Source organism: Veillonella sp. ZSJB6 (assembly GCF_051549505.1).
Lineage (GTDB): Bacteria > Bacillota > Negativicutes > Veillonellales > Veillonellaceae > Veillonella.
The window spans coordinates 58,927-73,313 of the sequence record NZ_JBPUGE010000008.1; the positions used below are offsets into that span (position 1 = coordinate 58,927).

General features: G+C 40.6%; 9 protein-coding genes. 3 read left to right on the forward strand and 6 right to left on the reverse strand.

What is annotated here, in order from left to right:
* Window positions 1–16: 16 nt before the first annotated feature.
* The 3 genes from ACSV5T_RS08680 to ACSV5T_RS08690 form a co-directional block, all read right to left on the reverse strand.
* Window positions 17–1,996 carry an LTA synthase family protein gene (locus ACSV5T_RS08680; protein ID WP_438320819.1) on the reverse strand — a complete coding sequence of 660 codons (1,980 nt, stop codon included), beginning with the start codon at window positions 1,994–1,996 and terminating at the stop codon, window positions 17–19.
* Window positions 1,997–2,203: 207 nt separating this feature from the next.
* On the reverse strand, window positions 2,204–3,307 hold the full coding sequence (locus ACSV5T_RS08685; RefSeq protein WP_438320820.1) for a transcriptional regulator: 1,104 nt from the start codon (window positions 3,305–3,307) through the stop codon (window positions 2,204–2,206).
* Between the two features lie 323 nt (window positions 3,308–3,630).
* A complete protein-coding gene (locus tag ACSV5T_RS08690; RefSeq protein ID WP_438320821.1) occupies window positions 3,631–4,227 on the reverse strand; it encodes a class I SAM-dependent methyltransferase in 597 nt (198 codons plus the stop codon).
* A gap of 487 nt (window positions 4,228–4,714) precedes the next feature.
* On the opposite strand from ACSV5T_RS08690, the gene ACSV5T_RS08695 reads away from it, so the two are divergent.
* The 3 genes from ACSV5T_RS08695 (at window position 4,715) to ACSV5T_RS08705 (ending at window position 10,476) form a co-directional block, all read left to right on the forward strand.
* Window positions 4,715–6,079, forward strand: a complete 1,365-nt coding sequence (locus ACSV5T_RS08695; protein ID WP_156719476.1) for a hemolysin family protein — start codon at window positions 4,715–4,717, stop codon at window positions 6,077–6,079.
* A gap of 273 nt (window positions 6,080–6,352) precedes the next feature.
* Entirely contained in the window at window positions 6,353–7,417 is a 1,065-nt protein-coding gene (locus ACSV5T_RS08700; RefSeq protein ID WP_438320822.1) for an efflux RND transporter periplasmic adaptor subunit, read from the forward strand.
* A complete protein-coding gene (locus ACSV5T_RS08705) occupies window positions 7,414–10,476 on the forward strand; it encodes an efflux RND transporter permease subunit (protein WP_438320823.1) in 3,063 nt (1,020 codons plus the stop codon). The genes ACSV5T_RS08700 and ACSV5T_RS08705 overlap by 4 nt, the downstream gene beginning before the upstream one ends.
* Window positions 10,477–10,531: 55 nt before the next feature.
* Here the strand turns inward: ACSV5T_RS08705 and ACSV5T_RS08710 are convergent, their stop codons facing one another.
* From ACSV5T_RS08710 to gyrB, 3 genes are all read right to left on the reverse strand, one after another.
* The gene (locus ACSV5T_RS08710; RefSeq protein WP_005384805.1) at window positions 10,532–10,849 is read right to left on the reverse strand and encodes a YbjQ family protein; all 318 of its coding nucleotides are present in this window, start codon (window positions 10,847–10,849) and stop codon (window positions 10,532–10,534) included.
* 121 nt (window positions 10,850–10,970) lie between these two features.
* Window positions 10,971–12,452, reverse strand: a complete 1,482-nt coding sequence (locus ACSV5T_RS08715) for an amino acid permease (RefSeq protein ID WP_119206601.1) — start codon at window positions 12,450–12,452, stop codon at window positions 10,971–10,973.
* Between the two features lie 10 nt (window positions 12,453–12,462).
* Complete coding sequence (gene gyrB, locus ACSV5T_RS08720; protein WP_295802506.1) at window positions 12,463–14,364, reverse strand: DNA topoisomerase (ATP-hydrolyzing) subunit B; 1,902 nt, start codon at window positions 14,362–14,364, stop codon at window positions 12,463–12,465.
* Between the last annotated feature and the right edge of the window lie 23 nt (window positions 14,365–14,387).

Sequence of the window (14,387 nt, forward strand, 5' to 3'; positions counted from 1 at the left end):
TAAAAATATGTAGTTTTTATTGGATGATATCCCCATGTTTAATACGCCATGCTGCAAGTTCGCGCATGTTCTTAATCACTTCACCATAGGCTTGAGGCATATTTGTGCCTTGTTCCATAAGTTTTCCACTGTTATCTAGATAGAGTCTATGGTTAAAGACAAATTCCTCTTGTGTAAATAGACTTGGCACCATTGCTTCATAGGTTTGACCAGGACGACCTACAAGTTCTGCCAAGGTTGGAATGATTTGAATGCTCATGCCAAACGCATTAGGAGCAAGCCAGTCTTTATGAATGCCTCGACCATAGAAGATAATCGGAATGGTAGATGCCACATTAGGACTTACTTCACGAGCAAAGGTAAAGCGTTCGCTATGGTCCCCAGTGATAACAAAGAGCGCCGATGGATCTGCTTTTTCTTCGCTGGCGATAAACTCACCCATCACATGGTCTGCATACCAAATATGACCCATTTCGTTCAATTGCTTATCGGTTTCAGCGATTGTATCCGGCAAATGACCTTTTACCTTGTTCACATCATACCCTTCTTTAGCGACGTTAACGCTATATGGAGGATGATTAGATGTAGTCATGATTACGTTGAGGATTTTTTCCCCTCTATGTTGTTCCATATATGCGGAGATGGCTTTAAACATATCCTTATCCGCTACGCCCCACGCATTACTTTCATCGCTTGGCATTTCGGACGCATCATGGAATTCATCAAAGCCTTGAGATAAGGCGAAATTCTTAACATTTTGCCATGTGCTAAAGCCGCCGTACCAGAATACTGTTTTGTAACCTAGTTTTTTCATAACAGAACCAATGCCTAAGCCATATGGTTGTTTGAAACTTTCACCTTCGTAGTTAGGATATAAACCTGTATCAGGCATACCAGTCAATAAACCGTTGATAGCAGGCATCGTACCTGTACCTTGAGCAAGTGCTAGCTGTGTACTCATCGCTTGAGGGCTAGCAGCATATTTACGGCCTTGTTCAACGAGGTAGGCACCAGGTTCGTTGTATTCACCGAGGAATGGCCACAAACCATAAGATTCACCAAGAACGATGTTAATAGATTGCGGTTGCTCTGCTAAACGTTGGGTTGTAATCGTTCTTGTGAAAGAACCATCAAAATCCTTACCGTTAAACTTACCGCCGATGGCACTAATTTTTTCACTCAATTCTTGAGGTGTTAAATTGATGACCTCAAGCTCATCTGCACGCTTTGCAATGCTTTTAACGCGATAGAGAGCCTGCACATCATCAAGGATGGTTTCATTTAATAGATTAGAACTGAGACGCGCCGCACTTTCCCAGTTAATAGAGTTCGTATAGTTAAAGGCACCACCAAATCTAAAGAATAATCCTAGTACGCCGATAACTACAGTCAATCCAATGCCTGTAATCCATTGCGTTTTCTTCGTCTTAGGATACCACGTAGTACAAACTAGTTGAGTATTAGCGTAATCGCTATATTTCTTTGTACCCCACGCCAAGAAACGAACGAGGAACCAACAAAGGGCGGCACTCAACACAACAGCACCTACGATGTACATCAACGCATTATATTCATTGATGGCTGTATTGATAATGGCGCCGATATCATCGTTTTTACCATTGATGAGCATCGCATTATAAGAGGAGTTAAAGATCTTATAGAACGGAATGCGCCCCAAGAATAAGAAGGTTAACAGTACCGTTGCAATAGAATAGATAACCTGTTTAATGCGCAAGGATGGCCATTTTGGTACAAAGGTATGCACCAATGTGCCTCCTAAGAAGCCCAATAAGCACAAAGAACCGACTGTCTTGAGGCTCAATCTAAAGCCTAGCCATAAGGACGTAAGGATATTTTCCATCGTCACAGATGCTAGCTGTGATTGGAATACTGCAAGAAACACGATTCTAAATGCAGTCAACAAGGCAGAGAAAAAGATAAATACCTTAATCTCTGTCTTTATGCCTTCAAATAATCGTTGCCATCGGTTCATCATTAACCCCTTACTGTTCGTTCATATAACGTAACTACTCTATACTACCTAACTATAATTATGTTGGATATTTCTTACATTTAGGTCCCTTACATCGCTTGCATTTACCGCATCCGCGGTCGATAGTCCCTGCACTGGCTGATTTCTCAGCACTAGTACTCTCCTGAGCCTTCTTAGAGGCCTTACTATTCCATACGGAAACTATCGTTTCTACTTTTTTTCGGATCCATCCTTTTTGGATTTTTTATCCTTTTTCTTGTCTTTTTTCTTATCTTTTTTACTGAAAGTGTCAGCTAAAAAGACTGTTTTTAACTTGTCATTTAAGACTTTAAGCTTCTTTTCAGCCTTGTCTTTCTTTTTCTTTAATTTATCTTCAGACTTAGAATGTTTATCTTCCTTAGACTTTTTAAATTTTTTGTCCTTTTTATCCTCTTTAGACTTCTTGTCATCCTTAGCTTTTTTGCCTTCTTTAGATTTCTTATCTTCTTTGGATTTTTTAGACTTTTCGTCAGTCCCATTGATACGCGCCCATTCATCATCTACGCGTTTCAATTGCTTTTTAAGAAGCTTTTCCATCTTCTTATTAGCTTTATCTGAATCCAAGCCAGCTTTGCCGAATAACAAAGCATTTACCGCTGTATATGGATCAATAGCGGATAAATCATCTTCGTCCTCATCCATATCATCATCGAATTCATCATTTGAGGATTTATTTTTATTGTCTTCATCCAAGTGATAGACTTCTAAACTTTCAACGCCATCTAATGGATTGACATCCATATGCTCTACAAGTGCTTCATCAAGGTCAGACACCTCATGTTTGGAGCTTTCACCAGAACCTGTAAAAAGACCACCCATAGAATGTAATTCATTCAATTTAATATGGTTCATGCCCACTGTAGAATCGTGCTGTGCAGGAATATCGGATAATTGAACCTGTTCCATAGCGTACACATCGTTATTATGGCTAGCACCCTTACCAAGATACGATTTATCAGCAATGATAATATCCTCTTGATTGTCGCCTAACACATTACCAAATAAATCCTCTTCAAGAGAATCATAGGTATGCAACATGGACATTCGTTTTTGAACCTCTTCAATTTGATTCCACAAATCTACGAGAGAGGATGTGTAGTAAACGCGTTCCTTAACCTCTAAATAAGCTTGGTAAACGATAGCCAATTCAGACTCATTGAGTCCCTCTTCAGCACCGATTTCTTCTATCATTTGTTGGATCTGTTGATCTCGATCATAACGTTTAATTAAGGCCTTGCGAATACGTTCAATCAATGCTGTATCGATGATTTCCACGGGTACCTCCAGTCTTCAATACACTCAGCCCTATCCACTAACTTAGTGCATACGAATCAATGTATAGAACCATAAAAAATAATTTGATTTTATAATCTCTAATATATTATTATATCAGAATTTATCTGCTTTTTCCTTAATAATCTAGGTGAAAGTTCCTTAAAAATAGAATAAAACCTCAATTTGAATAATGTCCTAGTCGTACAAATTTAGAACCACTAAAACAAGCCTTCAACATTGAGGTTTCTTACATACTAAAATAAATAGAATGAATACATTAAAATAAGCTGACAGAATATACTAAAACAAGTTAACGGAATACACTAAAATAAATTGACTGAATACACTAAAATTCGTTCTTTTACATCACGTTCTTCAAAGAGATCACTGCAATCAATGATTTCTTCCTGTTCCAATCGCACATGGTTATTCAAGAAGTTTTCTACCTCTTCGTTGACATAGTAGAAAAATAGTTTAATCTCCCGCGGATGATGATACAGAGAATCGAAGATATTTCCTAAAACCCGCTTAATCGTATGAAGCGCAAAGGGATTAAAGAAAAAACAACGATCTACTTGGTCTGGCAATTCATAAAGAGCATCACCATGCACAAAGCTCACACGATTGCGAGCTGCTGGGCTTTCACCATTGATAATAGCCTTTTCATAGAGTCGTTCATCGTATTCGATACCAATGGAATGACAACCCGTTTGGTACGCCATAAAAATGCTGACACGGCCCTTGCCACTGCCATAATCAATGAGCGTATTTTTCTTGCGGATATGTCCACTATTCGCCAAGCGCTCCAGCACGCAATAATCTGTCGGCTCATAAGGATGATGCTCCGTATCGGACCGACTATCATCACGGCCTGCTGTCTTTATTTGTAAAACCTGTTCCCATTCCTGTTCACTTGTCATATACCTAATCCTATCATGAGGTCCAAATTATATGGCCTATTTTTCCTATTTTTAATACTAAACCTTGATATTTATATATACTATACCTTTATTAAGGCAATATTTACAAATTAAAGGTAATCATGTATCATAATATATGACAAAGGAAGTCAATGTGAGACACGTTTTCACGCAAACAAAAAAGGAGGGTGGTGGCCCTCCTTTTTTTGTGCTAGTTACTGACGGAAGTAACCATCTAGCCACTTGCAGATGTAGTGACAGGTTACACCTGCTACGATGGATACTATTAAGGAAATCAAAGTGTCAAACACGTTTTCACCCCCTTTCTGTTACCAGTCTGGGGCAGTAACACCTATAGTATACAACAAAAGCACCTATCTTAGGTGCTTTTGTTGTATCTAAACACGTATTGATGCTAATATGGTATACTAAAGAGTAACATTTCTATTTTCTCATGTGCAGAATATAAAAAGGAGTATCTATTTACATGGACAGTGATCTGACCTTAGATTTTATAATTATCATCGTATTAATTATCGCGAATGGCTTGTTCTCTATGACGGAATTGGCTATCGTCAATGCGAAGAAACGAAAATTAGAGGAAATGGCCGAAGCGGGCAACGAGCGTGCTAAAAAAGCCTTTGAATTAGCAGAAAATCCAAACGAGATGTTCTCTACTATTCAAATTGGTATTACCCTCGTTGGTATCTTAACTGGTTTGTATTCTGGTGCTACCTTCTCTGGTCCTTTAGAGGATATCTTAGTGGCAAGCATTCCAAGCATCGAGCCCTATGCTGCATCTATTAGCTCCTTCCTCATCGTTGCTATCATCACCTATTTATCCCTCGTTATTGGCGAGCTTGTGCCGAAACGTTTGGCTTTAAATAGTCCTGAAAGCATTGCTGTTGTAGTATCTAAACCAATTTATTGGTTATCTGTAGCATTAAAACCTATCGTTAGCTTCCTCGGTGTTTCCACAGAATTCCTTTTAAAATTACTAGGCGTTACTGTAAAAGAAGAGGCGCCTGTTACAGAGTCTGAAATCAACAAGATGCTCACCGAAGGCGTTGCCATGGGTGCTTACGAAGAAGAAGAACCTATCCTCGTAGAAAATATCTTCCACTTGGCAGATATGAATGCTGGTGACATCATGACACCTCGTACGCAACTCAAATGGATCGACCTTAACGGTACAGAGGACGAAATCATGGAGGTCCTCAAAAATGCCAACCATTACCGCATTCCTGTAGGTACCGATTCCTTGGACGAATTAAAAGGTCTCGTTACCGTATCCGACGTATTAGTACAAATCATGCAACGTCCAAGCGAACGATCCATTCATGATATTATTGAATCTTGTTTGAAAGAACCATTACTCATTCCAGAATCAATAACGCTCATGAAATTGTTGAACGTACTCCGTACAGAAGGCGTTCACGAAACTATCGTTCTCGACGAGTACGGTGGTTTCAGTGGTCTTGTAACCTTACATGACATCATGGAAGAAATCGTAGGTCTCATGCCTTCCGGTGAAGAAGAAATCAAGGAAGAAGAAAATAAAATCGTTGAACGCGAAGATGGTTCCTGGCTTGTAGATGGCCTTCTCGACGTAGATGAATTCAAAGAATTCTTCCACATCGATGAAGAATTACCAGGCGAAGAAAAAGACTTGTACAAAACAATGGGAGGTCTGTTAAATGTTCTCTTTGGTCGCATTCCAAAAGAATTAGATAAAGCCAAATGGAATGGCTATACCTTTGAAGTGGTAGATATGGATAATACTCGTATAGATAAAATTCTTGTCACCTATGAAGAACCTATTGTAGTACAAGAAACAGAAGAAAAAGAATAATACCTACTAGCTCATAGACTTATGAGCATTGTAGATTTATAAAGAGTGAGTTCTCCTATGGAGGACTCACTTTTTATATATACCCCTAGCCGTTTACAGCTAAATATAGTATTATTAAATTGTATAAAATATATAATTAAACCTAATAGAGCTATTAATTACTATAATTTTAATAACTAAATTGGATCTACTCTCATAAAATGGAGTCCTATGAATGCTGTATCCATATAGTTGTGTGTCATAGGGCTTATGTGTGGTAAAAGGAGAGATTCTATGAATCAAAAAGTCATAGCAACTATAGGAGCCCTCTTAATAGGGACCGCTATAATCAGTGGTTGCGGATCTGAAAAGCAATCTGAGGATACTAGCCTCAAGGTGCGCACCATCACCATCGGTGAAGAATCTGGTACTACTAGTGCTGGCTATGCAGGCACTATCCATAATAAAACGGAAACAAACTTAGCCTTTCAAATTGGAGGGCGCGTCATCAATAAATTTGTAAATGTTGGTGATGTGGTACAAGCAGGCCAAGTTATCGCGCAAATCAATGGTTCCGATACATCAGCGCAAGTACAAAATGCTGAGGGTGCTGTGAAAGCTGCTCAATCGGCTTATGAATTAGCAGAAACCAATGCTAAACGATATCGCGAGCTCTACGCGCAACAAGCGATTAGTAAATTGCAATTAGACCAAGCAGAAAACCAATTGAATGCTACCTCTGCTCAATTACAACAAGCACAGGCTAGCCTCAATTTGAGTAGCAATCAAAATAGCTATACTACTTTGACTGCTCCTGATACAGGTATTATTACAGCTTTCAACATTGAAGCAGGCCAAGTCGTAGCAGCCGGTCAAAGCGTCGGTACCTTAGCGGCCGGTCGCGACCCAGAAGCAGTCATTGCCCTTCCTGAGCAAGAATTGACTAAGGTTCATGTGGGAAGCCCTGCCACTATTACATTCTGGGCTCTACCAGATGTAACCGTACAAGGTGTGGTCCGTGAAATTTCACCAGTTCCTGACCCTGTAGCGAGAACGTATACCGTAAAAATTACCTTACAAAATCCTCCAAAAGAGGTACAACTAGGCATGACGATTAATGTAAATCTATCTACTACAGATAGCACCAATATTTCCATTCCGTTAACAGCTCTTGTGAAAGACTCTAACGGCAATAATGCAGTGTATATCATTCGAGATAAAAAGGCTCATCTCGTGCCAATTAAGACTGGTGAGTTTGGTAAGAACTCCGTCATCGTCACATCTGGTTTAGCTAAGGGTGACATTGTCATCACCGCAGGTACCCAACAATTACAAGAAGGGACGGCGGTGAGTCAATGAAACAATTTAACTTAGCCGAATGGGCCCTCAAACATAAGTCCATTATCTACTACTTTATGGCTGTGCTCCTCACCTTTGGTATCTTCTCATACAACCACATGGGCCGTATGGAAGACCCAGACTTTACAATGCGCACCATGGTAGTCGGCGTTGCTTGGCCGGGGGCTTCCCCACAAGAAATGTCGGATCAGGTAACGGACAAATTAGAAGAAAAACTGCGCGACCTACCTGGCGTAGACTATACAAAATCTTTCACAGATGGCAGCAAATCAGTTATTTATATTAATCTGAAAGAAAATCTACCATCCGATAAAATCCGTCCCGCTTGGGAAGAAGCGCGGAACATGATCAACGATGAATGGAAGTCTCTACCACAAGGTGTTCAAGGACCGACCATCAATGACAGATTTGATGATGTATACGGCATTATCTACGCCATTAGTGGCGATGAATTCTCGTACGAAGAAAAGCGACAACAAGCAGAAGACTTAAAACGTCAGCTATTATCTGTTCCAAACGTTAAGAAAATCAGCCTCATTGGGGTTCAACAACAAACCCTTAATGTAACGATTAATAAGGATAAATTAGCATCCTATAAAATCAGTACACAACAGCTATTAACGGCTATCAAACAGCAAAGTATGATGGTTCCAGCTGGTATGATTACAACGGATACGAATAATGTATATCTCCGCGTGAACGGTCTATTCGATAGTCCACAAGCCGTACAAGATATGCCAATTCGCATCAATAATCAAACCTTGCGCCTCGGCGACATGGCTGATGTGACCATGACATACCAAGACCCTAGCAATCCTCAATTCTACTATGAAGGCAAGCCAGCTATCGGTATTGCCATCTCCATGGATGCAGGTGGCAATAATATAGAATTTGGTGAAGCTATCGATAAAAAGCTAGCAGAATTGAAGAAAACTATTCCTGCAGGCCTTGAGCTCGATCAAGTATCAAATCAGCCACATATTGTTAAAGAATCCATTGGCGATTTCTCTCAATCTCTATTTGAAGCTATCGCCATCGTATTGCTCGTAAGCTTTGCATCCCTTGGCTTGCGTACAGGTGTGGTCGTAGCCCTCACTATTCCTGTCGTTGTGTCTACCACATTCATTTTGATGTATGAAAGTGGCATTTATCTGCACAAGGTTAGTCTAGGTGCGTTAATACTGGCTCTAGGCCTCCTCGTAGATGATGCCATCATCGTTGTAGAAATGATGAGCGTTAAGCTCGAAGAAGGTTGGGGTCACTTTAGATCTGCAACCTTTGCTTACCAATCGACAGCGTTCCCTATGCTATCTGGTACGCTCATTACTTGCGCAGGCTTCTTGCCATTAGCATTAGCACAAGGCATGGTAGCAGAGTTTACAAAATCTCTATCCATCGTTGTATTTATGGCGCTCATCCTATCTTGGTTCGCCTCTGTTCTCGTCAGCCCTGTTCTCGGTTATAAAATCATCGAAAATAAGGCTCCAAAACCTGAATCAGAATGGAACAAACGAGACCGTATCATGCACAAGCTCAGTGTTACATTCTATGATAAATTTGAAAAACTATTACATTGGGCTTTAGGCCATCATAAGGTTGTATTACTCATCACCTTAGGTGCCTTTGTGTTATCCCTACTTTCACTACCATTGATCAAACAGGAATTTTTCCCATCATCAACACGTAATGAAATCATCGTATCCATGCAATTCCCTCAAAGTTCGTCCATCGAATATACTGCAAATCAAGCGAAGATCATCGACGAACACTTACAAGGTAACGAACATATTTCAACATTTACATCCTACATCGGACAAGGTTCTCCACGTTTCGTCCTCACCTTGGAACCGGAATTGCAACGAAACAATTTCTTGCAGTACGTTATCGTTACTAAATCCTTAGAGGATCGTGATAAATTATATGCAGAATTGACGCCATACTTAAATGAAGAATTCCCATCTGCCCTTGTAAATACTCAATTTGTACAAATTGGCCCACCATCTAAATATCCAGTTATGCTCCGCGTTTCTGGACCTGATCAAAAGGTGGTAAAAGAAATTGCCAACAAGGTTAAAGACAAGATGCAAGGCGACAAGGATTTGCATAACATAGCCTTTGACTGGCCAGATACGGAACCAGTAGCCAATGTTCATATCGATCCTAACAAAGCTCGTTTACTCGGTATTGATAGCTATGCCGTATCCTTACACTTGCAAAGTCTATTATCGGGTACAAAATCTGGTGAATACTACGAAGGTAACCAAACAATTCCTGTTACATTCCGTTTAGGAGATAATGAACAACACAACTTAAGTGCTCTATCCTCCTTACCAATTCAAACAGGCAATGGTTCCTACGTACCGCTTAGCCAAATTGCAACCATCACCATGACTCAAGAGGATGGTATCATCTGGCATCGCAATATGATGCCAACCATCAGCATTCACGCTAATGTAAATGCCGGTGTCTTAGGCAACGCAAAAACAAAAGAGGTTTATAAATCCTTACAAGACATTCGTGATTCCTTGCCTACAGGATATACCATTGAACTTGATGGAGCCGCAGAAAAGAGCGTAACAGCTGTACAAAATCTGTTAACACCAATGCCGATTATGCTCTTTGTGATCATGACAATCCTCATGTTCCAATTAAAGCGTATCGCTCTCATGTTTATGGCCTTGCTCACAGCACCTCTCGGATTAATCGGCGTCGTATTGGCTCTGAATATTACGAGAACGCCATTGGGCTTTATGGCTATTCTAGGTATCATCGCCCTTTCGGGTATGATCATTCGTAACTCCATTATCTTGTTAGACCAAATCGAAATCCACAAGGCAGAAGGACAAAAACCACGTGAAGCGATTATTAACTCCGCTACACTTCGTTTCCGCCCTATCATGCTCACCGCTATCGCAGCGATTTTAGGCATGATTCCGCTCATGGGATCTGTATTCTGGAGCCCACTTGCTATCGCCTTCAGCGGCGGCCTACTAGTGGCAACAGTTCTAACACTTATCGTACTACCAGTTATGTATGCAACATGGTATAAGATAAAATAAAAAAATCCCCCTAATATAGTTTTAACACTATTATTAGGGGGATTTTTATTACCTATTAAACTACAACGGCTGTACCATTGCATGTAACCATGAGCATACCATTTTCTGCACCTACTGTGCTGTATTGGAAGGATACGCCGATAACAGCATTAGCACCCATTTTAGAAGCCCGTTGAGACATTTCATCAAGGGCTGCTTGGCGTGCATTCATTAAGGAGTTTTCATAGCTGCCACTACGGCCACCAACGATGTCGCGAATACCAGACATGAAATCTTTCACAAAGTTACGGCCTTCTACGACTTCACCAAATACGATACCTTTATACTCTTGGACAGGTTTATTTTCAATATGCATAGTTGTAGTAATAATCATAATTGTATCCTCTCTAATTGACTACAATATATTTTGATTAATTATAGCAAGGCTTTCACAGAAATACAATCATAAAAAAGACCTGTTCACTATTTCATAATGAACAGGTCTAATTATGTTATTATTTATCGAAATCGCGGTCTAGGTTAACCTCTTTCAATGGAACAAGTTTTGTTTTCTTGATGTATTTGTAACCTAAGTATACTGCGAAGAAGATTGGCAATCCGATGTACGCAACGGATACACCATACCAGTCGATTGTATCGCCTGTGAAAGCGGAGTAGTTTTGGCCAGCAATGATGATGACGCAAAGGATGAACGCCAAAATTGGGCCAATTGGGAACAACCACGCTTTGTAAGGTAATTCACTAAGATCTCTACCTTGTGCAATGAAGGCACGGCGGAAACGATAGTGAGAAACAGCGATACCAACCCATGCGATGAAGCCGCAAAGACCGGAAATATTAACAATCCAAGTATATGCAGTACCTTCGCCGATGAAGCTTGTAAGGAATGCAAATAAACCGATTGCTGTTGTTAAGATTAACGCTGGCACTGGAACGCCACGGCTATTAAGCTTAGCAAAGATTTTTGGTGCTTGACCTTCTTTAGCGAGTGCGTAAAGCATACGCGTAGAAGAATAAAGACCAGAGTTACCAGCACTGAGTACTGCAGTTAAGATGATAGCATTGATGAAGCTAGCAGCAAAGGCAAAACCAAAACGGTCAAATACGAGTGTGAATGGAGAAATAGATACATTCTCTACACTAGAATTCAACAGATTTGGATCAGTGTACGGAATTAAGAAACCGATAACTATGAAAGCACCAATATAGAACAATAAGATACGCCAGAAGATTGTATTAATCGCTTTTGGCACGTTCTTTTCAGGGTCTTCTGCTTCACCAGCAGCTACGCCGATAAGCTCAGTACCTTGGAAGGAGAAACCAGCTACCATGAAGATAGCGAGAATGGATTCCCAGCCACCTACGAATGGCGCTTCCCCTACTGTCCAGTTCGCAAATCCTGGAGATGTGCCGCCAATGCCAAAGATGAGCATGAAGCCGCAGAATAGGAATACGAATACAGTAATCACCTTGATGCTAGAGAATACATATTCACTTTCACCAAAGGAACGAGTAGACAAATAGTTCAAGCCGAATAAAACGAGCAAGAACAGAGCAGACCATACGATGGCAGGCACATCAGGGAACCAATATTTCATGATCAGCGCCCCTGCTAATACTTCAGCAGCCAATGTAATAGCCCAGTTAAACCAATAGTTCCAACCTAAGGCAAAACCGAAGGCAGGGTCTACATAACGTTTTGCATAAGTCCCAAATGAACCAGGAATCGGCAAGTACGTAGCCATTTCACCAAGAGATGTCATGAGGAAGTACACCATAATACCGATGAGACCGTAAGCTACAAGCGCACCACCAGGGCCTGCTGTGCTTACTACTTCACCACCAGCTACGAATAAGCCAGTACCGATAGCGCCACCTAAAGCAATCATATTCATATGACGCGCTTTTAGGGAACGTTTTAAATGTTGATCTTTATTAGAGGTAAACTCTACATTATTATTTTGATTTTCAGCCATGGGTCACCTCTTATAAATCTAGATTACGCACGTATTTTGCGTTATCTTCAATAAATTTACGACGAGGTTCTACCTTATCGCCCATAAGAACTGTAAATATTTTATCAGCTTCGATGGAATCCTCTAAGCTAACTTGTAAAATCGTACGATTTTCAGGGTTCATTGTAGTTTCCCATAATTGCTCAGGGTTCATTTCACCTAAACCTTTGTAACGTTGGATTGTGATACCATCACGGCCTACTTCATCAAGCTTAGCTGTAAGCTCTGCATCAGAGTATACATACCAGTGGGATTTACCCTTCTTGATTTGGTACAACGGTGGTTGAGCAATGTAGATATGACCTTCCTCTACCAATGGTTTCATATAGCGGTAGAAGAATGTTAATAACAAGGTACGGATATGAGCGCCGTCAACGTCCGCATCGGTCATAATAATAATCTTGTTGTAACGGGATTTTGTAATATCGAATTCTTCCCCAATACCAGTACCAAAAGCAGTAATCATGGAGCGAATTTCGTTATTAGCTAAAATCTTATCAAGGCGCGCTTTTTCTACATTAAGGATCTTGCCACGTAAAGGCAAAATCGCTTGGTAACGACGGTCGCGACCTTGTTTTGCAGAACCGCCCGCAGAGTCACCTTCGACTAGATAAATTTCAGTCATAGATGTATCTTTTTCGGAGCAATCTGCCAATTTACCAGGAAGGCTAGATACTTCCAAGGCATTTTTACGGCGAGTTAAGTCGCGAGCTTTACGAGCTGCCTCACGAGCACGGCTTGCCATAGTTGCTTTTTCGATGATTTTCTTCGCATCTTGCGGATGTTCTTCGAAGAATGTTCTAAGACCTTCAGATACTATAACATCTGTAATACCTTTAACTTCGCTATTGCCAAGTTTAGTTTTAGTTTGGCCTTCAAATTGAGGTTCCAATACTTTTACAGATACAACAGCTGTCAAACCTTCACGTACGTCTTCACCGGAAAGGTTGGACTCATTTTCCTTGATCAAACCAGATTTACGGCCATAATCATTAAGGGTACGAGTTAAAGCGGCACGGAAACCAGAAAGGTGAGTACCACCGTCAACAGTGTTGATGTTATTTACGAAGGACAACAAGTTTTCGCTGTAGCTATCGTTATATTGCAACGCTACGTCTACTACTACGTCGTCTTTTGTATTTTCGATATCGATAACAGTAGGATTTACTACTTCTTTATTTTCGTTTAAGAAGGCAATGAAAGAACTTAAACCACCTTCGTAGTGGAAGCTTTCAACACGAGGTTCCTCTTGGCGCAAATCGCTCAATGTAATGCGAAGACCTTTATTAAGGAATGCCAATTCTTGTAAACGAATTTTCAATGTATCAAAGTTGAATACTGTAGTTTCAAAGATTTCAGCATCTGGCTTGAAGATAACTGTAGTACCAGTACCTTCTGCTTTGCCGATTTCATGTAACTCGGAAGTCTTATGACCACGAGCGAATGTAATCTCTTGAATAATACCATTTTGAGCTACTTGAACCTTAGTCCATTCACTCAACGCATTTACTACAGAAATACCTACGCCGTGAAGACCACCAGAAACCTTGTAGCCGCCACCGCCGAATTTACCGCCAGCATGCAATTTCGTTAATACTAACTCTACCGCAGACATACCGGATTCATGCATCCCTGTAGGAATACCACGACCATCATCGACAACAGTGATGCTGTTATCTTCATTAATGGATACTTCGATATGTGTAGCGTAACCTGCGAGCGCTTCGTCTACAGAGTTATCTACTACTTCATAAACGAGGTGATGTAAACCGCGAATGGACGTACTACCAATGTACATACCAGGACGTTTACGTACCGCGTCAAGACCCTCAAGAACCTGTATATTCTGAGCGCCATAATTTTCTTCAGGCATGAAACAAACTCCTCCTAACAATC